At 29.1% G+C, this 20,652-nt stretch carries 19 protein-coding genes, 1 tRNA gene and 1 pseudogene; 8 read left to right on the forward strand and 13 right to left on the reverse strand.

Going from position 1 to position 20,652, the window contains the following annotated elements; translation table 11 throughout:
- Positions 1-32: 32 nt before the first annotated feature.
- Positions 33-572: a flavodoxin family protein gene (locus BHYOB78_RS07435; protein ID WP_020063692.1), complete on the reverse strand. Its 540-nt coding sequence runs from the start codon at positions 570-572 to the stop codon at positions 33-35.
- Between the two features lie 315 nt (positions 573-887).
- Between BHYOB78_RS07435 and BHYOB78_RS07440 the strand changes: the two genes are divergently transcribed.
- The 8 genes and pseudogenes from BHYOB78_RS07440 to BHYOB78_RS07475 all read left to right on the forward strand — a co-directional run bounded on the left by BHYOB78_RS07440 (position 888) and on the right by BHYOB78_RS07475 (position 8,719).
- The gene (locus BHYOB78_RS07440) at positions 888-1,316 is read left to right on the forward strand and encodes a cyclophilin-like fold protein (RefSeq protein WP_012670200.1); all 429 of its coding nucleotides are present in this window, start codon (positions 888-890) and stop codon (positions 1,314-1,316) included.
- A gap of 27 nt (positions 1,317-1,343) precedes the next feature.
- Positions 1,344-2,189 carry an aldo/keto reductase gene (locus BHYOB78_RS07445; protein ID WP_020063695.1) on the forward strand — a complete coding sequence of 282 codons (846 nt, stop codon included), beginning with the start codon at positions 1,344-1,346 and terminating at the stop codon, positions 2,187-2,189.
- Positions 2,190-2,218: 29 nt separating this feature from the next.
- Positions 2,219-3,055, forward strand: coding sequence for a carboxymuconolactone decarboxylase family protein (locus BHYOB78_RS07450; RefSeq protein ID WP_020063696.1), 837 nt, complete (start codon positions 2,219-2,221; stop codon positions 3,053-3,055).
- A 377-nt stretch (positions 3,056-3,432) separates the two neighbouring features.
- Entirely contained in the window at positions 3,433-3,990 is a 558-nt protein-coding gene (locus BHYOB78_RS07455) for a flavodoxin (RefSeq protein ID WP_020063697.1), read from the forward strand.
- 95 nt (positions 3,991-4,085) lie between these two features.
- Positions 4,086-4,805, forward strand: coding sequence for a flavodoxin (locus tag BHYOB78_RS07460; RefSeq protein WP_020063698.1), 720 nt, complete (start codon positions 4,086-4,088; stop codon positions 4,803-4,805).
- A 40-nt stretch (positions 4,806-4,845) separates the two neighbouring features.
- Positions 4,846-5,499: a DUF4405 domain-containing protein gene (locus BHYOB78_RS07465; RefSeq protein WP_020063699.1), complete on the forward strand. Its 654-nt coding sequence runs from the start codon at positions 4,846-4,848 to the stop codon at positions 5,497-5,499.
- A 243-nt stretch (positions 5,500-5,742) separates the two neighbouring features.
- Entirely contained in the window at positions 5,743-7,728 is a 1,986-nt protein-coding gene (locus BHYOB78_RS07470) for a ribonuclease R family protein (protein WP_020063700.1), read from the forward strand.
- 116 nt (positions 7,729-7,844) lie between these two features.
- Positions 7,845-8,719 (forward strand): annotated as a pseudogene (locus tag BHYOB78_RS07475) (Rpn family recombination-promoting nuclease/putative transposase).
- A gap of 259 nt (positions 8,720-8,978) precedes the next feature.
- On the opposite strand, the gene BHYOB78_RS07480 reads toward BHYOB78_RS07475, so the two are convergent.
- The 12 genes from BHYOB78_RS07480 to gmk all read right to left on the reverse strand — a co-directional run bounded on the left by BHYOB78_RS07480 (position 8,979) and on the right by gmk (position 20,561).
- A complete protein-coding gene (locus BHYOB78_RS07480; RefSeq protein WP_012670208.1) occupies positions 8,979-11,081 on the reverse strand; it encodes a 6-bladed beta-propeller in 2,103 nt (700 codons plus the stop codon).
- Between the two features lie 50 nt (positions 11,082-11,131).
- Positions 11,132-11,204 (reverse strand) — tRNA-Thr (locus BHYOB78_RS07485).
- A gap of 72 nt (positions 11,205-11,276) precedes the next feature.
- Positions 11,277-11,990 carry a lytic transglycosylase domain-containing protein gene (locus BHYOB78_RS07490; RefSeq protein WP_020063701.1) on the reverse strand — a complete coding sequence of 238 codons (714 nt, stop codon included), beginning with the start codon at positions 11,988-11,990 and terminating at the stop codon, positions 11,277-11,279.
- An 11-nt stretch (positions 11,991-12,001) separates the two neighbouring features.
- Complete coding sequence (locus BHYOB78_RS07495; RefSeq protein ID WP_012670210.1) at positions 12,002-12,454, reverse strand: flagellar FliJ family protein; 453 nt, start codon at positions 12,452-12,454, stop codon at positions 12,002-12,004.
- 31 nt (positions 12,455-12,485) lie between these two features.
- A complete protein-coding gene (locus BHYOB78_RS07500) occupies positions 12,486-13,940 on the reverse strand; it encodes a FliI/YscN family ATPase (RefSeq protein WP_012670211.1) in 1,455 nt (484 codons plus the stop codon).
- Positions 13,941-13,980: 40 nt separating this feature from the next.
- On the reverse strand, positions 13,981-14,883 hold the full coding sequence (gene fliH, locus BHYOB78_RS07505) for a flagellar assembly protein FliH (RefSeq protein WP_012670212.1): 903 nt from the start codon (positions 14,881-14,883) through the stop codon (positions 13,981-13,983).
- Between the two features lie 41 nt (positions 14,884-14,924).
- The gene (gene fliG / locus BHYOB78_RS07510) at positions 14,925-15,956 is read right to left on the reverse strand and encodes a flagellar motor switch protein FliG (RefSeq protein WP_020063702.1); all 1,032 of its coding nucleotides are present in this window, start codon (positions 15,954-15,956) and stop codon (positions 14,925-14,927) included.
- A gap of 59 nt (positions 15,957-16,015) precedes the next feature.
- The gene (gene fliF / locus BHYOB78_RS07515) at positions 16,016-17,719 is read right to left on the reverse strand and encodes a flagellar basal-body MS-ring/collar protein FliF (protein WP_020063703.1); all 1,704 of its coding nucleotides are present in this window, start codon (positions 17,717-17,719) and stop codon (positions 16,016-16,018) included.
- Between the two features lie 220 nt (positions 17,720-17,939).
- A complete protein-coding gene (locus BHYOB78_RS07520) occupies positions 17,940-18,419 on the reverse strand; it encodes a CinA family protein (protein WP_020063704.1) in 480 nt (159 codons plus the stop codon).
- A gap of 224 nt (positions 18,420-18,643) precedes the next feature.
- Positions 18,644-19,570: a tRNA (adenosine(37)-N6)-dimethylallyltransferase MiaA gene (gene miaA / locus BHYOB78_RS07525; RefSeq protein WP_012670215.1), complete on the reverse strand. Its 927-nt coding sequence runs from the start codon at positions 19,568-19,570 to the stop codon at positions 18,644-18,646.
- 6 nt (positions 19,571-19,576) lie between these two features.
- Positions 19,577-19,984 (reverse strand): DNA-directed RNA polymerase subunit omega, encoded by a 408-nt coding sequence (locus BHYOB78_RS07530; protein ID WP_012670216.1) that lies wholly within the window; start codon positions 19,982-19,984, stop codon positions 19,577-19,579.
- 25 nt (positions 19,985-20,009) lie between these two features.
- On the reverse strand, positions 20,010-20,561 hold the full coding sequence (gene gmk, locus BHYOB78_RS07535) for a guanylate kinase (RefSeq protein WP_012670217.1): 552 nt from the start codon (positions 20,559-20,561) through the stop codon (positions 20,010-20,012).
- Positions 20,562-20,652: the final 91 nt, after the last annotated feature.

Here is a 20,652-nt window from a genome sequence, read left to right on the forward strand (position 1 = left end):
AAAATTAATTTAATTATTCTTTAATAAAATAATCAAACATTCAATCCCATATTGTATGCTTCCTTCATAAACTCTTTATCGTTAACTTCTCCTTTATTCCAAACGCTATGTGCTAATATAAAGCCTTTCTCTTTCACATCTTCCAAACAATCTAAAAAGCCTCTGAATCCGTCAATAGTTCTAAGCATTTCATCTTTATTTTCAGTAGCAGCAGTAGCTATAAAATAAAAATCTTTATTCTTAATCTCCAAATATTTAGTAACGCATCTGTCTATAAATGTTTTCATTTGAGCATTCATTGTATAGAAATAAACAGGTGTAGCCATTACTATTACATCAGCTTCAAGCATTTTATCCAATATATCTTTCATATCATCTTTTTGTACGCAAGGCTTATTATTTTTATAGCAAGTTCCGCAGTCTTCACAATAACCTATATTCTTATCTTTTAAAAATATTTTTTCAGCATCATGTCCTGCTTCCTTAGCACCTTTTAAAAATTCATCGCATAATGTATCTGAATTACCTCCTCTTCTTGGACTAGATGATATTATCAATACTTTTTTACTCATTTATAACACCTCATTTTTTAATTAATTTTGAAAGTATTATAGTATTAGAGTGCACTCCAATGTCAAATGATTTTATAGAGTTTTTTTATAAAATGTTAAAAAATTATATAAATAAATATTATAAAAGAATAATAAGAAATAAAAATTAAAAGCATATATAATTAAATATAAAGCATATCATCAAAAAATATTTTTTAATAAAAATTACAAAAAATTAAAAATTATAATAATTAGCTATTGACATTGGAGTCAACTCTAATGATACAATCAGAATACAATTTGTTAGTAGATACAAAAAAAGGAGGGTTATTATTTATGAAAAACATTATCATAACTTTTATACTATTTATAGGATTATTTACTATGAACGCTTTCGCACAAACTACAAGAATAAAATTAACTTTTGGCAGCAATGAAATCTATGCTTTAATAACAAATTCAAAAGCAGGAAATGATTTTTTATCACTCCTTCCTTTGAATATTAAGGCAGAAGATTATAACAGCACAGAAAAAATATTTTATTTAAGTAAAAAACTAAATACTCAGAATGAACCGGACGGAATAAATCCTAAAGCCGGAGATATTACTTATTATGCTCCTTGGGGAAACATTGCTATATTTTATAAAAATTTCAGATACTCAAATAATTTAATTTATTTAGGAAAATTTGAAAATGCATCAGATATATCAAAACTTTCAAATATGAAAGGAGATTTTGATATACGCATTGAAAAAGCAAATTGATATTTTATTTAATGATTAGGAGATATTATGAATACTATAAAATTAAATAATAATGTTGAAATGCCTATTCTAGGATTTGGAGTATACAGAGTAGAAGATTATGAGGAATGCAAAAAAGCATGTATTTATGCCATTGAAGCAGGATACAGACATATAGATACAGCATCAATATATCTTAATGAAAAAGCTGTCGGAGATGCCATAAAAGAAAGCGGAATAAATAGAAAAGAAATGTTTATCACTACTAAATTATGGATACAGGATGCAGATTATGATAAGGCAAAGAAAGCATTTCAAATATCTATGGAAAAATTAGGATTGGATTATTTGGATTTATATTTACTTCATATGCCTTTTGGTAATTATTATGCTGCTTGGAAGGCAATGGAAGAATTATATGAATCCGGATATATAAGAGCTATAGGATGCTGCAATTTATATAAAGATAGATTAATTGATTTTGCAGCACATAGTAAAATAATGCCAGCAATTAATCAAATAGAAACTCATCCATTCTTTCAAAGATGGGAAGATCAGGATTTAATGAAAGAATATAATATCACATTAGAATCTTGGGGACCTTTGGCAGAAGGAAAAAATAATATTTTCAATAATGAAATATTAAAAACTATAGGCAAAAAATACAATAAAACTGTAGCTCAAGTTATTTTAAGATGGCTTACTCAAAGAAATATACCAATTATTCCAAAGAGTATACACAAAGAGAGAATAATAGAAAACTCTAAAATATTCGATTTCACATTAGATGATAATGATATGAATATTATAAAAACTTTGGACAATAATAAAAACATAATATTTCTTAATGATGATGCTGACTTTATAAAGCAATTATTAAAATTGAAATATTAAAAATTAATAAAAATTAAGGAGATTATTAAATGAAAAAAACTTTAAAAATTATTTTATCTTTATCTATCCTAGTGATAGTATTTTCATGCATAGCAAATTCACAAAGTAAAGGAGAAAGTTTAACTATGACAGAAAAAGCAAAAAACAAATATAATGAATTATTAAAAAGAGATGCATCTATAACAAAAACTAATGATGCAGATTTAGAAAGCATATTCAATAATTTTTTATATGCTGATGTTTATAATCATGGAACATTGGATCCTAAATTAAGAGAACTTGTAACATTAGTTTCTTTAACTGCCTCACAAGGTACTGATATGATAAAAGATCATGTAGAAATAGCTTTGAATGTTGGAGCTAGTCCTATAGAGATAAAAGAAGTATTGTATCAATGTTCACCTTATGTTGGATTTCCTAGAGTATTTGCTGCATTAGAAAAAGCAAATGAAGTGTTCAAAGAAAAAAATATTTTGCTTCCTATAGAATCTCAATCAACAGTTACAGAACAAACTAGATTCGATAAAGGATTGGAAACTCAGGTAAGCATATTCGGAGATGCCATACATGCTGCACATTCAAATGCCGCACCTAATCAGAAGCATATACAGAATTTCTTATCAGCTAATTGTTTCGGAGATTTCTATACAAGAACAGGTTTAGATTTAAAAACTAGAGAGCTTTTAACATTCATAATGCTTATTTCGTTAGGAGGAGCTGAACCTCAGGCAACAGCACATGCTAATGCTAATATATCGATGGGCAATACTAAGGATATGATGCTTGAAGCGGTAACTCAATGTCTTCCTTTTATAGGCTATCCAAGAACATTGAATGCTATAGCTATAATTAACAATCTAAAATAAAAATATATTATTAATAATGATAAAATATTAAAAATTTTAGTTTATTAAAATTAGTTTTTTATTTTATTCTGGTGGCTTTGCCCTGCGAAGCACACAGACGTGCCAAACCCCAGTTCTTTTGCGACCAAAGGAAGTGCCTGTGGTATTGGCACAGGGGAAGCCACCTCACGAAGTGCGCCTTTGCCAAGCGAGAAGCTATATCCTCGATAAACTCGGATACGCTTCGCGAAAGACTGCATTTTTATAGAAAAAAATAATTTATTTATCAATAGTTTTAAAATAACTATATATCATAAAGCATAATAAATAAAAAATGCAAGATAGGTGTATATTTTTAAAAATAAAACTTTAAGAATAATAAAATAGGAGGATCAAAAATGAAAAAAATAATTAAAACAATATTAATGTCATTGCTTATTTCAAGTACATTATTAATCGGAAGTTTAAACGCTCAAAGTTCAAAAACATTAATAGTATATTTCTCTTGGGGCGGAAACACTAGAACAGCCGCTAACATGATAAAGAATATGACTCAAGCTGATATGTTTGAAGTAAAAACTGCTGAAAGCTACCCTACTTCTTATAATGATATTTTAGATAAAGCAAGAGCAGAATTAAATGATAATGTTTTGCCAAGATTAAGTGCTAATATAAATAATTTAGCCAACTATGACACTGTAATATTATGTTACCCTAATTGGTGGGGCACTATTCCTCAGGCAGTGAAACAATTATTATCAACACATGATTTCAGCGGTAAAAAAATTGCTCCTTTATGTACTCATGGAGGCGGCGGTATGGGAAGAAGTTTAAGCGATATAAAAAGTTTATGTCCTAATTCTACCATACTTGATAATTTGAGCATATCAGGAAGAAACGTTAATAACTCAGAAAACAATATAAAAACATGGCTTCAAAATATTAATATACTATAAGATTTTTATTTACTGTCATTGATTAATTATTAATTAATTGATGACAGTACAAATTAATTAATAATTTCTAATAATATTTAAATAAAGGAGATTTTATGAAGAATTTAATCTTTATACTTTTATCAATAATTATATTATCATCATGTAGTAATAAAAATAATTCTGAAAAAACAATAAAAACAGATTATATAGTTTCTAATATTGAAAATTCAGAAATTAATAATAATGAAAAACAAACAGTAAATATAAATTATACTCAAAGCGGTTCAAAAATATTAATAGCATATTTCACTTGGTCAGATAACACAGTAGTAGAAAATCCTGCCTCTATTGATGTAGATGCTGAAACTTCTGCAAGCGTACTTTCTCCAGGCAATGCTGAATTAATAGCCACTTGGATACAGGAAGAAACAGGAGGAGATTTATTCAGTATAAAAACTCAAAATAAATATTCAAGCGATTATGATGAATGTTTGAATCAAGCTAGAAAAGAAAGGGATAATAATGAAAGACCTGCACTTACTGAGAAAGTTAATAATATAGATGATTATGACGTTATATTTTTAGGCTTTCCAAATTGGTGGTATACATGTCCTATGGCAGTATTTACATTCGTTGAAAGCTATGATTTATCAGGAAAAACTATAATACCATTTTGCACACATGGAACAGGAGGACTTTCAAGAACAATAAGAGATTTAAAAAAATTACTTCCAGCTAACTGCAAAGTATTGGATCCTATAGGAGTATACAGACCAGAAGTAAAAAATTCAAAGAATAAAGTTGTGGATTGGGTGAGAAAATTGGATTATTAAAAAATGATAATTATAAAATTATAAAAGGAGAAAATTATTCATGAAGAAAATAATTAAAATAATTGTAGATATAATAATGACTTTGCTTTTTTTCACTCTAATGGCATATCATTTTACAGGAGATGCTATACATGAATATTTAGGTTTCTCACTTTTTATATTTTTTATACTTCATCATATACTTAATTTTAATTGGTATAAAAACTTGCCAAAAGGAAAATACAATTTTAACAGAGCATTAAACACATTTATTAATACTATGCTTTTTATATGTATGGCAGGACTTATGATAAGCGGTATACTATTTTCTCAAAGGGTATTAGGTTTTCTTAATATTCATAATAGCGGAATGTTCACAAGAAGACTTCATATGATTTCAAACTCTTGGGGATTTATATTTATGTCCGCACATTTAGGAATGCATTGGGGTATGTTTATAAATATGAGTAAAAAATTTATAAATATAAAGAGACAGATATCTATAGCAATAGCTTCATTAATAGCATTGTATGGAGTTATTTCATTTATTAAAAGAGGCTTGTATAATAAAATGTTTTTGCTTGTAGAGTTCGCTTTCTTTAATTATGAAGAGCCTGTAATACTTTTCTTTATGGATTATTTATCTATAATGGGATTATTTATATTTATACCTTACTATTTACAAGTATTGAATAATAAATTAAATAAAAAATAACAATTAATACAATCTAATTATAATATAAATTATTTTATTTAATGTTATATTTTATAACATTCATTTAATAAAATTATATGCCCCCATTATTAGGGGGCATAAAAATAAATGCTTTCTATATAATAAAACCGCATATTTAAAAATATGTAAAAAAATATTACTATTTGACATTATAAATAATATTGCTATAATGCTATAGTATTATTTATGTAGAATATCAATAATTTGTATGGATAATAAAAAATGAAAGTTATAAAATTGCTAAAAAGAATAAATAAAGAAAAAGAATTAGATATATCAGAATACAAAAATAAATATGTAGAAACTAAAAAAGATAAACTTCGTTTTGATAAAATGCTTAAAAAGTCTGTTTCAATGGGACTTGTAATGAAAAAATCTAATACTTTAAAACTTACAAATGAAGGAAAAGTATATTTAGAAAGAGAGTTAAAACAAATAACAGAGAAAGAAAAAGATATATTAAGAGATAGAAAATCAAAATCTAAAGATAAAAAAGGTGATAAAGGCGGTAAAAAAACAAGCATACCTAAACCAGAAATAAAAGTCGATATTAACAATGCTAAGAAAGATGCTGAGATAATAGCAAAAGCATATAATGTACCTACTGAATTCCCAAAAAAATGTATTGAAGAAGCTAAGCTATTACCAGACAGTATGGAAAATGTAGAATTAGAATTCGACAGAATAGATTTAAGAGATATAAGAACTGTAACAATAGACGGAGCAGATTCAAAAGATTTTGACGATGCTATAAGTATAGAAAAATTAAATGACGGTTATAAATTAGGCATACATATTGCTGATGTTAGTCATTTTGTAGTTATGGGAAGTGCTTTAGACAGAGAGGCAAGAAAGAGAGGAAACAGCGTTTATTTAATTGATACTGTTTATCCTATGTTTCCGCATGAGCTTTCAAATGGAATATGTTCTTTAAATGAAGGCGTAAGCAGATTCACAATGACAGTATTCGTAACAATAGACAATAAAGGTAATGTAAAAGAAAGTACTTTTCATAAAAGTGTTATAAAATCAAGCAGAAGATTAACTTATGATTATGCCCAGGATGTTTTGGACGGTATAGAACAAGATGAAGATTGGCTTGTAGAATTATTAAAGAATGCTGATGATGTAAAAAAGATACTTCTTCAAAAAAGAATAGACAATGGAAGCATAGAGTTTAATCTTAATGAAACTCAAATAATATTGGATAAAGGCGGAAATCCTAAAGACTTTTTCATTGGCGAGAGAAAAGAAACACATAAAATAATAGAAGAGTTAATGCTTATTGCTAACTGCGAAGTAGCTAAGAGATTAAAAAATATAAAAGGCTCTATATACAGAGTACATGATAGTCCGGATCAAGAAAAGCTAGACACATTCACAAGAATAGCATTTAACAGAGGATATAGACTTACAAGAGATGCAGACGGTAATTTGGATTTTCATTCATTTATAGAATCTATAATGGGAAAGCCGGACGAAAAATTACTACTTACCCTACTCTTACGTTCTATGAAGCAGGCTATATACGATGTTAATAATATAGGGCATTTCGGATTAGGTTTTGAATATTATACTCATTTTACTTCACCTATAAGAAGATACACAGACTTACTTACTCATAGACTTTTAAAACAGTCATTAGAGGGAGTAAATAATTTAAAACCTACTATGCAACAGTTTTATACTAATTCAGCTCAATGGTGTTCAAAGACTGAAAGAATAGCAGTTGAATGCGAGAGAAGTTTGGATAAAGTAAAAGCGGCAAGATTTATGAAAGATAAAGTAGGAAATGAATATAACGGAATAGTAAGCGGCATTACAAATTTTGGTATGTTCGTTGAAATAGAAGACAGAGGAATAGAAGGATTAATAAGATATGCAACTTTAAAATCACATTACAGATACGATGAACATGAACAGGCAGCCTACAGCGAAGAAGATGCTAAATGGTACACGTTGGGAGATAGAATAAGAATAGTAGTTTATAAAGTTGATGTAAAAGAATTATTCATTGACTTCATACCAGCAAGCGAATTTGATAATAGTTTTGATGACAACGATATAATAGACAGCAGAGATTTTTTGAAGAAAAAGAAAAACAAAAAAGAAATATATTCAAAAAAATCTCATAAAAAAAGAAGTTCAAGAGATAGAACTGACAGAAAAGATAAAAAACATAGAAAAAAATCAAAAAAGAGAAGATAATATTTAATTAATAAAAAATAATAAAAGGCTTTCTTAAATTAATAAGGAAGCCTTTTTATTTATATTAAAGAATTATTCCAACTTTACTTTTATAGTTAATTTAGTATAATAAATCTATGAGGAATATTAATGTTTTAAATGACTATTTTGTGAGATATTTATTATCATCACCGTACAGTAATCCTATGCTGCTTGACTTTATAAATTCTATAATGCTTGATTCTAATATGAAAACTTTTAGGTCGGTAGAGATTTTAACCCCGTTCAATTATAAAGAAAATTACGAAGATAAAGAAACTATTGCAGATGTAAAGGCATTACACAAAATGGTGCAGTTGTTATAATAGAAATTCAACTTCAAGGGAATTCAAGATTTCCAGAGAGAATATTATATTATTGGGCATCTAATTACAGTAAGTTATTAAAGCATGGAGAAAAGTACGATGCTTTAACTCCAGTAATAAGTATAAATTTACTCAATTTCAATTTAGATGATAATGACTCTGTACATTCTTGTTATATGATTTATGATAGTATTAATAAAAGATTATTAACAGATCATTTACAAATACATATATTAGAATTAAAGAAGTTTCAATATAATTCATTGGAGCCTGATTTAAATTGCTGGCTTAAATTTTTTACAATGAAAGAAAAAGATAATAAGGAGGTTATTATGTCAGAGTTAGTAAAAGAAAAGCCTATAATGGAAGAAGTACATAAAAGATACAATAACTTTATTAAAGATAGATTAATGATGAATGAGTATGATAAAAGAGAAGCATATCTATACGGAAATCAAATAATGCTTGAAGAAGAAAGAAGATTAGGAGTAGAAGAAGGAATTAAACAGGGTATAGAACAGGGAATAGAACAAGGCGAAAAAAATAAAGCAATATCCATGGCAAAAAACATGAAAGCCAGGGATATGGATATAAATCTTATCAGTGAATTAACAGGCTTGAGTATAGAAGAAATAAAAAACTTGTGAGTACCTTATATTCATAATAATGTCAAGAGATATTTACGAACAAGTTTTTTATGTATAAATAAAAAACTTGTGGTCATGTAATAAGACAGAGTCATTTGCTAGAACAAGAGTAGACAAAGTTTTTATATAAAAAATAAAATATTTAAGCAATAATAAAAGGCTTTCTTAAATTAATAAGGAAGCCTTTTTATTTATTTTTATACACAAAAAAGGCTTCTCATAATACTATGAAAAGCCTTCTCTTTTATATAAACTTTTATTATGGCACTACATAACCAACTTCTTCTTCACCATACATATCTCTATATTGAACCTTAACATTCAAAGCCCTAAACTGTCCTGACTGAGCTAAATTTCTAAAACTGTTATAGTATATGAAATATCTTCCAAAATTTATATTTTTCATTCTATTAAGCTCAGCAGTATAATTTATAGAATAATCAGCATCTATAATATAACCGTAAGTATTCTCAGTCATTAAATCTAAGAAATAATTAGATTTATTTGTACCGATATAAACTTGGTTTAATGAAACTGCATTGTTTTTAGCAAAACTTGCTACATCATTAAAGTTCATCATATCAAATACTCTGTCGTCAGGACTAGTTACTGAAAAATGTATAATAGCAGTTTTCTTAAAACTATTTCCTGAAAGTCTTATAGCTTCATAATAAGCATCATCCAAAGCAGATATTCCGCCTGTAAAATGGAAAGCATTAGCATTTTCAAGTATTCTTAAATTTCTAGCATCATAATTATCAGACTTGTAAACCTGGTCATTATAATGTATAACTAAAACTTCATCATTATTAGTTAAGCTCATAGTAAAATTACTAATCTCTTCTTTAATTCTGCTCTCATAAGGTTTAGCAGCAAGACTATCTTCTATTAAATACACGAATCTATATTCATGCAATTCAGGAGCATCATAAAAACCAACTTTATGAGCAACACCTGCATTCTCTGTAACAAAGAAATTTTCAGGAGTTAATCCAACTACAGGGTTCATAGCTCTATCTCTCACTGTAACAGAAGCTACAACAACAGGGAATCTATTTAAATATTCTCTGTCTACAAATACATCTAAATTAGCGTAATATTCTTCTTTTCTAGTATATACATCAATTCTTCCAGACATAAAATCAGTAAGATATATATTTCCATCAGGTCCCTCAGCAATAGAAGTAGGAGTTACTGTATATCTTTCGGAATTATTAAATATTGTAAAATCTGATTCAGCTATATTATAATAAAAAACCTTACTTCCATCAGCTATATAAAGATTTCCATCTTTAGCAAAAGATAAACCTCTAGGCTCATTAAATAAATTATGCTTTATACTCTGAATATAATTTCCGCTCAAATCAAATTGCTGTATTCTTTTATTACCCATATCAGCAACATAAATATATTTGTCATCAACCGCTATGCCCGCAGGAGAAAAGAACTCTCCATTATTTTCACCAAGTTTTCCAAAACTATATAAGAAATTTCCTTCTATATCAAATATAACTATTCTATTATTTCCTGTATCAGAAACATATAAATTTCCTTCTCTATCAACAGCAACAGATGAAGGTCCAAGAAGCTGACCATTACTTACACCGGATACACCAATATTTGTAATATAATTATGATTAGCATCATATTTTAATATTTTATCTTTTTTAGTATTGGCTATATATATATATCCGTTTGCATCTATATCAAAACCTCTAGGATTTTCTAATTTTTCATAAGGATAAACTTTTGCTGCAAACTGAAGTAAATTTCTCCACCAGCTAGTCTGCTGTTTTTCTAATCTTTTTCCATGGGATATTTTACCTATTAGATTTCCATTAATATCAAATTTCTTTAATGAAGAATCACTATAATCCAAAACATATAAACTTCCATCAGACATTACTTTTATTTGTATAGGCTGATTAATATTTTTTCTAAAATTAAGATTTGTAGAGAATGCTTTCAAATAAATAAAATTACTCAAAATATTTTCTCTCTCTTCATTAACATTTGCAGAATCATATTTATTAATTTTAGAAAGTATTATAGGATCTTCATAACCCATTCTCGTAATATTAAGCCATTCATTAATAGCTAAGGACATATATCCGGCTTTGTATAAAGACTTACTATACCAATATCTTATGAACTTATCAGTAGGATTTGTATTAAGAGAGTTTCTAAAACTAGCTATGGATGCATCATATCTTTCCTGATTATAATAATGCACCCCTCTCAATAACTCTCTGTATGAGTCATAAGTTTCTGTGTTTACATAATACGGAGTTTTGTCGAAAGTGTATGAAAGCGATATAGTCATTAAAAATAATACTATAACCGCTAGAAGTTTTATTCTCATAAATCCTCTTTTATAGTTTGTGATATTTTTGCTTTATAATAGTGAACAAAAGCCCGCTATCGGGATCGAACCGACGACCCTCACCTTACCATGGTGATGCTCTACCTGCTGAGCTAAGCGGGCAAATTTGTAAAATATTATAAAATTACAGAATAAAAAAGTCAAGCAAACAACATGAAATTCATTATGTTAACTTTACTTTATATATCCTATAATGTTTTTAACATATTTTTGAGTTTCCTCTATATTAGGGATTCTCTGTAATCTGTCTACCAAAGCAGGTCCGGCATTATAAGCAGATAAGGATAAATCAAGTCTTCCATCATATCTGTTTAACATCTGTGATAAATATCTGCTTCCAGCCATTATATTAGTGTATGGATCTTTAAGCATTTCTGTATCAGTAATACCTAAGCCAACACCTGTTTGCGGCATTATCTGCATCAAACCAACAGCACCTTTATGACTTACAGCATTAGGCACATAGTTTGATTCCTGCTTTATAACCGCTTTTATTAAATTTTCAGGCAAAGAATATTTCTCTGCTGCCTCTTTAATTATATCATCATATTTAGTAGGGAAACTTTCTACTGAAGCTTTTTTATAAGCATTTATAGCTTTAGCAAAATTATTTGTATTACTATCATAAACACCAAATGATATATTTCCTTTGAAAGCATCAGAAGAAGTATCTCCATTAATTACTTTTCCATTATCTAACTTTTTATTTGTATCATTAACTATAGAACCATCAATATTATTGACTTTGTTTTCTGCCATAGCTTCATTTAAATGTTCAGCAAAAGGTTTAGTAGGAATCTGAGTATTAATAGGAGCAAAACCTAATTTATTAAAAGTATCCTGAATCTCGCCTATTCTGGCATGTATTCTTTGTATTGATTCTATCATAATAATACCTCTTAATATTCATAAGCATCACTAGAAACATATTCTTTCTTCCATTCATCTAGCTTAGCTTGTTCTTCTTTATTCATTAATTTTTTATATTCTAATAATTTCTTTTCTTTTAAAAGCTCAACGGCTCTTCTCTGCCTTGATGCCTCTTGTAAAACTTCCTGCCTTTTTCTAAGCTCAACACTTATTTCTGCCATATTATCTTCATGAATAGCTATCTGAGAATTTAAAGCACTTATATATTCTCCAAGATAAATACTCATATTAAGCATTTCTTCACTGTCTTCCATACTATCAACGATTCTTATACCATCATTGATTTTTGAAATGCAATCATCTTTTCCATCACGCTCTTTATTATATAAAGCAGAAACTTCAGCTACTTCAGCTTGTTTTTGCTTTTCTATATTTTTTCTAAGTTTATATAAAGGCTCAAGCTTAAAATCAAATCTCTTCATAATATTACCAACAATTTATATTATATTTTCTCTACAGTATCACAACATCATTAGCATATTCTACATTGTCGGAAATATCTGTTCTATCAGCTGCTTTTTTTACATCGCCGCTGTTTACTAAATCCTCTTCTATCTCTTCCTGTGAATAGAACATAGATAAAAGAGCTTCTTTACTATCAGCAAAACTTGAAACCTCATATACATCTTGCTGTAAATATCTATCCATCATAGGCTTATAATCAATGGCTCTGTCAACTTCAGGCATACTTCCTTTAGCATAACCGCCTATCATTATAAGTTCTTTAGCTTCATTATAGTCAGCACTCATCTTTAAAAATTCTCTTGCTGCTCTTTTATGCATATTAGATACTACTTCATTCATAATCCTAGATATACTTTTATTTACATCAATAGCTGGGAAATGTCCTCTATTGGCTAAATCTCTAGATAAAACTATGTGTCCGTCTAATATACCTCTAACAGCATCTGTAATAGGTTCATCCAAATCATCACCTTCTACCAATACATTATAAAATGCTGTAATAGAGCCTTTGCTTGAAGTACCTGTTCTTTCCAAAAGTTTAGCAAGTTCAGAGAATACACTAGGAGTATAACCTCTAGTGGTAGGAGGCTCACCTCTTGAAAGTCCTATCTCTCTTTGAGCCAAAGCAAAACGTGTTACAGAGTCTACCATAAACATAACATTTTTGCCTTTATCTCTGAAATACTCAGCTATTGTAGTAGCAGTGTATGCAGCTCTTACTCTCAAAAGCGGAGCATCATCACTTGTAGCAACAACTAATATACTTCTTTTTAATCCTTCTTCTCCTAAATCTCTTTCTATAAAATCTCTTACCTCTCTTCTTCTTTCACCAATCAATGCGATAACATTTACATCAGCATTGGTATTTCTAGCTATCATAGATAAGAGTGTAGATTTACCGACACCTGTACCGCTCATTATAGCCATACGCTGTCCCTGTCCAACAGTTAAAAGCCCGTCTATTGCTCTTACACCTGTTTGTATATGTTTATTTATTCTAGGTCTATTCATTGGGTTTACTGCTGAATGAGAAACAGGAATAGGAGTTTCATAAAAATTATGCCCGCCTCCTGCAAGCGGTTTTCCTCTTGCATCAAGCACTGTTCCTAATATTTCATCACAGCACATAACAGATAATGGTCTTTCAAAAGAATAAACCATATTTCCAAAAGTTATTCCATTAACAGGTCCGTAAGTAGCTAAAAGTACATCTTGATTTCTGAAACCTATAGCTTCAGCATCAAGATAACTATTGTCATTCATATATATACGGCACATATCGCCAAGTTTGCAAAAAGGTCCCTCACTAATAACCAATGAACCTATAACTTCTTTAACTTTACCGTAAGATTTTAATAAAGCTACATCATCAACTACTTTTCTGTATTTATCAAATGTCTTTTTTACTTCTTTATCAAAATCTACATTTTCATCTTTAATCATAATATCATACAGCCCTAAAATAAATTAAATTATAGTAAAATTAGAAACCTTTTATAGGTTCTACTTCTTTAATAGCAGTTTCTATTTCATTCAATTGAGTATTTATTCTAGCATCAATATCACCGAAGTCTGTTTCTATCATACATCCGCCGACATCAACATTAGGGTCTTCCAATACTGTTACACCCTCAATCTTATCAAGCATTTGATAAAACTCATCTTTATGTCTTGCAGAAACTTCCAAATCATCAATATTAACTCTGATAGTGATTTTAGTTCTGCCTTTAATTCTTCTTAAAGCTTCCTGTATATTTCTTATAACTATACCTTTGTCTCTTTCAGTAAGCATTTTTACAACACGCTTAGCTATAAGAACAGCAACCTCAATAACTTGAGCCTCTGCTGCATCTATTATTTCATTTCTTTTATTAATAGTTTCAGCTAAGATTTTTTTCATCTTTTCTGTTAATTTTATTAAATCATTATTGCTGTCAGAAAAAGATTTTTCAAAACCTTCATCATAACCTTTAGCATATCCTTCTTTATAAGCAGCATCTTTTATAGATTCTGATTCGCTTTGTATTCTTTCTTTTTCAGCATTAGCATCTTGTATTATTCTTGAAGCATCAACTTTAGCCTGTTCAGAAATAACATGTGCCTCATTTTGTTTAGATTTAAATATTTCAAAGGCTTGTGTTTTAGCATCTTCAATGATTCTGTCTGCCTCATCAACAGCCTTTCTCCTCATATCTCTTAAATCTTCTTCCCACTGAGCTCTAAGTCCTGCAATCTCAGCTTCAATCTCTTCAATAGAAGGACCTCTGTATTCCTCTTGAGACTCTTCATAATCTAGTTCTTCCTGAGATTTATGATGAGGTACAGCAATATTAACTTTTTGAGTAAGTTCAACAATACTTCTGGATTTAAAAACCTTTTCTGGCATAATTTACTCCCAATTATTATTATAATTATTATCCTAAAAAATCACACAACCATTTCATCTTCACCGGCACGAGCAACAACGATATCACCTTGCTCTTCAAGCTTACGAATGATATTAACGATTTTTTGCTGAGCCTCTTCAACGTCTTTAAGACGAACAGGTCCCATAAAGTCCATATCCTCTTTAAGCAATGCAGCAGCACGTTTGGACATGTTTCTGTAAACTTTATCCTGAGCATCTGTATCAACACTCTTAAGCGCCTTAGCCAAATCGCTTGAATCAACCTCACGAAGTACCTTCTGTATAGCTCTGTCATCAAGCAATACGATATCTTCGAATACAAACATACGTTTCTTGATCTCTTCTGCAAGTTCCGGATCGTCTTCCTCCAAACTCTCGATAATACTTTTCTCAGTAGATCTATCAACACTGTTAATAATTTCTACTATAGAATCGATACCGCCGGCAGAAGTAAAGTCCTCACTAGCAAGAGTAGAAAGTTTTCTTTCAAGTACCCTTTCAACCTCTCTTAAAACCTCTGGAGATGTTCTGTCCATTATAGCAATACGTTTAGCTACATCAGGCTGAATCTCTGTAGGCAAAGCTCCCAATATACTAGCAGCTTTTTGTGCTTCCAAATAAGCCAAAATAAGTGCTATAGTTTGAGGGTGTTCACCTTGTATAAAGTTAAGCAAGTGAGCAGGGTCTGTACGGCGTATAAAATCAAAAGGTCTAACTTGTAATGAAGAAGTTAATCTATTGATTATATCGCTAGCCTTCTGACTACCCACAGATCTTTCAAGCAAGTCTCTTGCATAATCTATACCGCCTTGAGTTATGAAGTCCTGAGCTATCATCATCTCTTGGAATTCTCTAAATACAGCATCCTTGTCAGCAGATTCTATATTTTCAAGTCTGGCAATATCAAATGTTATCTGCTCTATTTCTTCCTCTCTCAAGTGCTTAAATATCTCACTAGATGTTTCCATTCCTAGAGATACTAAAAATATAGCAACTTTTTTACGGCCGCTTAGCACTCGTTGTTTTTTATCTTTTTCTTTCTCTGCAGGCATAATTTATACTCCTAATTTTTATTATACTCAATTTTATTATTTACATTAATTAACTTTAATTAGCTTTTATCATCAGCCATCCAAGTACGCAACAACTGAGCAACATCATCAGGTCTCTCATGACTTACTCTTATAACCTCATCCATAAGTTTCTTACGAGCTGCATCTTCTAAGCTCATTTCACTTATAGGTTCTTCATTAGCATTCATCATAGCTTGTCTGCGCATTTCCATTTGCTTACGTTCAAGCTCTTCTTCTCTAAGTCTGCGTCTTCTAGCAAGCTCTTTCTGTATAGCTCTTATTGCTAATGCCAATACGAACAATATTAATAAAGAAATCATTGTTATTATCAATGTTTTTCTTATAAATCTATCTCTCATAAGTTTAGCATCTTCAGCATTGAATCTATCCCAATGGTCAAACTGAATATGTGTTACGCTTACTTGGTCGCCTCTTTTCAAATCATAACCTATAGCAGCTTGTACTAAAGATGTAACATTTCTTATTTCCTCAGCTGTTACAGGATGATATTCTCTTACATAAGAAGTTCCATTAGTTATTATAGGATCTCCGTTTTGATCATAAGACTTAGTCCATCTTCCATCCAAAGCAACTGCTGCTGATATTTTTCCTATTTGATAGCTTCCCTTTTTAATAGCTTCATATCTTTTACTTAATTCATAGTTATCTTGAGAATCAGTTTTTGTATATGTTTGCCATCTATCACTTTTATCTTTATATCCAGGAGGTACATTTTCTTCAGCTCCTGCTGCACCTTGAGGTATAAACTGCTGTCCTTTCCAATCCTCTGTAACTGTACGAGTTGATACCTGAACCTTATTAGTAAATTGGCTATCATCATAAGGTGTTGCAGGGTCATCTTCTTTTAATATTATTGGAAGAACTAAATTATTTGTTATACTTACATCGTCCCAAATAAGTTCTAATGCTATTGTTGTTTCTACTCTGTTTGTATATATTCTTCCTAATGTTTGTCTTATTTTATTTTCTATTTTCTTTCTTTCTCTATCAACTATTTTCAACTCTTCCTGAGCTACTTTCAATTTCAAATTAGCTGCCTCATCTGTAAAATCAGTTAATACATATCCTGTACTATCTGTAATTGTTACAAATTCAGGTTTTAATTTATCAACACCCATAGCTATTAACTGCTGTAAGCCTCTTACTGTTTTAGGATCTCTTAATACTTCCTCTTTGAAAGGCTGTGCTTTAATAACTACTGATGCTGTAACAGGTGAATCTATGTCTGTTAAATATTCCTTCTTAGGGAAAGCTAAATCAACTGTAGCTTCCTGTACAAAATCTAATTTAGTTAAAAGCTGAGTTATAGCTTTAGTTAAAGATCTTCTTTTATTAATATCAAGCTCAACATCTGTTATACCTATACGAGGAGCATCAAATAATTCCCATCCGTCAACTCCTGTAGGCATTCTTCCCTCTTTTACCAATTCTAATTCTGCTTTAGCCTTATCAGCTTCGCTATTGAGGGTAATAAAACCATTTCTGTATTGGTATCTTATGTTATTAGCATCTAATACTGCTATAACATTTCTAGCATCTTCCTGAGTCAATGCCTGCTGAAACAATAATGTTCCTGTTCTTCTTGATGTGAGCACTATTGTTGCTATTATTGCCCCAAGACCTATTACTAAAATACCTATTAACACGGCTTTTTGCAATGTTGTTGTCTTAGAAAAAATATTCTTTATTTGACTTGTCAATTTATTTATAAAGTCCTGCATTAGAAACCACCTAATAAAAGTTATCTTTAGAATTTATCGGATATAGTTATGTTTACTTTATAAAAAATTTAAGGGTTTACATAACTATTTTTCTTTTTTATGAATATTAGTTTACATAATTATTTTTGTCAACAAGTAAACATAATATTTTTTGAATTTATATTGGACTTTTTAGTTTTTTTTGTTAAATTGCATCTTTTAATATTAATGTTATTATAGCCTAACATTTTTTTATGAAACTTTCAATTAAATTCAAAGAAAACATTACACTTTGCTCTCTTACCTCTTGCCTATCTCCAGAAAATATATTTTTATAAGCCTTAATATATCCATGAGCAGCCAAACATATCCATACTAATCCTACAGGCTTTTCAACACTTCCTCCAGAAGGTCCTGCTATTCCGCTTATTGCTATTGATATATCACTTCCCATTATTTTTCTGCTATTTTCTGCCATCTCCAAAACACATTCTTCACTAACTGCACCATATTTTTCTAATGTTTCATTACTTACATTTATCATTCTATGCTTTATTTTATTTGAATATGTTACAAAAGAGCCTTCAAAACATTCAGATGAACCTGATACTGATGTTATATGTGCTGCAAATAATCCGCCTGTACATGATTCTGCTGATGTTACTTTCAATCCTCTTTGTATTAATAATTCAACAACTTCTTTTGCTTTATCATAATTCATATTAAAAACCTTAATTTTAAATATATATTAATAAACATAATAAATAATAAAAAATAAAATTCATTTAATTTAAAATATTATATATTAATAGCTCATTTTTTTAATAATTTTAAAAAACTAAAATCAAAATATAAAAATTATGAACTAAAAAGAATTATTTTTAATCATTAGAATTGAATATTTAATTTATATTACAAAAAGAAATTCAAAAATTTAATAAATATTTATTTAATATTATAAAAAGATTTTATTTCTTCAGCTACTTTATCAATATCATTTTCATTAATTCTTCTATGCTCTTCTCTTCTAAACCAGGTAAGCTGTCTTTTAGCAAAATTTCTTGTACGCTTTTTAATAAGTTCAATAGTTTCATCTAAACTCATAGATTCATTTATCAAATAATCATAAATCTCTTTATAACCTATAGCCTGCATTGATGTATAACTATTATCTATTCCCATATCAATAATTTTTTTTACTTCATCAAGCAAGCCTTTTTCAAACATTATGTCAACTCTTTTATTAATATTATCATAAAGAGTTTCTCTATCAATATCAATAACATAACTCAAATAATCCAAATCAATAACCGGTTTTCTTAATTTTTTTAATTCTGAAAATTTTTTTCCAGTGTTATAATAAACTTCTAAAGCCCTTACAACACGCCTTGCATTAAATCTATCTATATTCTCTGCAGCTTCTTTATCAATATTCAAAAGCTCTGAATATAAACTTTCAAGTCCGTATTTATCTATTCTATCATAAAGTTCTTTTCTAATTTTCTGAGAAGCTTCTTGATTGTCATTTTCCTCATCAAAAATACCATATTTTATAGCATCTATATAAAATCCAGTGCCTCCTACACCAAATATTGGTATATTATCTATACTATTTATCACATCTTTAAATATATCAAGGTATTCTTTTATATTGAAATTGACAGAAGGTTCTAATATATCAACCATTTTATAATTGTATTTTTTTATTTCTTGTTGGGAAGGTTTGGCAGAGCCTATATCCATATATCTATAAACTTGTATGGAGTCTATAGATATTATGGCGGCATTATTGAAATAGTTATCTATTAATTTATGAGCAAAACTGCTTTTACCTGAAGCTGTTGCTCCTGATATAAATACAATATTTTTCACTATTTATTATTCATCTTTTTTCTTTGAAGATTTTTTCTTTTTTTTAGATTTTTCTTCATCTTCAGAATAATCGTCATCATAATCATCATCTGAATCAGCAGCTATATATTCAGAATCGCTTTCTTCTTCTAAAGTATCATCTTCTGAAGCATATTCATTTTCATCATAAGCAACTTCAGAATGCTTAAAAGGTGCTTCTTCATCTACTGTCATATCAACACCTTCTTCATATTCATACTTAATTTTACCGTCAAGTATGTTTTTCATAACAGTAGGTATATATTTTCCGCCTCTGTATTTAGTTTCACCTTTAAGAAGAGTACCGCCGTTTTTAGCCAATTCAATCATAGCTTTGCTAAGTTCATAGCGATTACCCTTATATTCTATAAGTTTTTCTAACGGTATTATACCCATATATTAAACTCCATATAATTTAAATTTATAATTTTGAATTGATTGCTTCTTCTAATTTTTTATAAGCTTCTTCAACATCATCATTTTCTATAATGATATCGAATTTATCTTTATATTCTAATTCTCTTTTGGCATCCCAAATTCTAAGTTTTATACTTTCTTCTGTTTCAGTTCCTCTATCTTCAAGTCTTTTTTTTAGAATTTCCATAGAAGGAGGAGTTATAAATATATAATTAGCCTCTATTCCCTTGTTTTTTATATATAAGGCGCCTTGAATGTCTATATCAAGTATCAAAATATTATTTTCATCATCAGCTTTTTCTAATTCTTTGAAAGAAGTTCCATAATAATTATCATGAACTAATGCCCATTCTATAAAATCGCCTTCTGATATCATTTCCTCAAATTTTTCTTTATCTACAAAATAATAGTCCTTACCGTCTATTTCATTTGCTCTTTTAGTTCTAGTGGTATGCGAAACACTAAAAACTGCGTTAGAATGATTAGCCATATACTTTTTTATCAAAGTAGTTTTGCCGGCTGCCGAAGGGGCTGTAATAACAACGATATTGCTCATAATACACCAAATATAGAATTGCATCTAATTATATTATATTAATAAAAATATTTCAAGTTTTATATTAAAAATATTCATATATTAGTAATTA

Source organism: Brachyspira hyodysenteriae ATCC 27164 (genome assembly GCF_001676785.2).
GTDB classification, from domain to species: Bacteria; Spirochaetota; Brachyspiria; order Brachyspirales; family Brachyspiraceae; genus Brachyspira; species Brachyspira hyodysenteriae.

Coding starts and splice junctions, on each gene's coding strand:
- gmk (WP_012670217.1), bottom strand. CDS start 20,561: ATGAGCAATATCGTTGTTATTACAGCCCCTTCGGCAGCCGGCAAAACT.
- BHYOB78_RS07495 (WP_012670210.1), bottom strand. CDS start 12,454: ATGAAGAGATTTGATTTTAAGCTTGAGCCTTTATATAAACTTAGAAAA.
- BHYOB78_RS07455 (WP_020063697.1), top strand. CDS start 3,433: ATGAAAAAAATAATTAAAACAATATTAATGTCATTGCTTATTTCAAGT.
- BHYOB78_RS07500 (WP_012670211.1), bottom strand. CDS start 13,940: ATGATTAAAGATGAAAATGTAGATTTTGATAAAGAAGTAAAAAAGACA.
- BHYOB78_RS07460 (WP_020063698.1), top strand. CDS start 4,086: ATGAAGAATTTAATCTTTATACTTTTATCAATAATTATATTATCATCA.
- BHYOB78_RS07520 (WP_020063704.1), bottom strand. CDS start 18,419: ATGAATTATGATAAAGCAAAAGAAGTTGTTGAATTATTAATACAAAGA.
- BHYOB78_RS07445 (WP_020063695.1), top strand. CDS start 1,344: ATGAATACTATAAAATTAAATAATAATGTTGAAATGCCTATTCTAGGA.
- BHYOB78_RS07480 (WP_012670208.1), bottom strand. CDS start 11,081: ATGAGAATAAAACTTCTAGCGGTTATAGTATTATTTTTAATGACTATA.
- fliG (WP_020063702.1), bottom strand. CDS start 15,956: ATGCCTGCAGAGAAAGAAAAAGATAAAAAACAACGAGTGCTAAGCGGC.
- fliF (WP_020063703.1), bottom strand. CDS start 17,719: ATGCAGGACTTTATAAATAAATTGACAAGTCAAATAAAGAATATTTTT.
- BHYOB78_RS07450 (WP_020063696.1), top strand. CDS start 2,219: ATGAAAAAAACTTTAAAAATTATTTTATCTTTATCTATCCTAGTGATA.
- fliH (WP_012670212.1), bottom strand. CDS start 14,883: ATGCCAGAAAAGGTTTTTAAATCCAGAAGTATTGTTGAACTTACTCAA.
- BHYOB78_RS07435 (WP_020063692.1), bottom strand. CDS start 572: ATGAGTAAAAAAGTATTGATAATATCATCTAGTCCAAGAAGAGGAGGT.
- BHYOB78_RS07530 (WP_012670216.1), bottom strand. CDS start 19,984: ATGGGTATAATACCGTTAGAAAAACTTATAGAATATAAGGGTAATCGC.
- BHYOB78_RS07470 (WP_020063700.1), top strand. CDS start 5,743: ATGAAAGTTATAAAATTGCTAAAAAGAATAAATAAAGAAAAAGAATTA.
- BHYOB78_RS07490 (WP_020063701.1), bottom strand. CDS start 11,990: ATGATAGAATCAATACAAAGAATACATGCCAGAATAGGCGAGATTCAG.
- BHYOB78_RS07440 (WP_012670200.1), top strand. CDS start 888: ATGAAAAACATTATCATAACTTTTATACTATTTATAGGATTATTTACT.
- BHYOB78_RS07465 (WP_020063699.1), top strand. CDS start 4,846: ATGAAGAAAATAATTAAAATAATTGTAGATATAATAATGACTTTGCTT.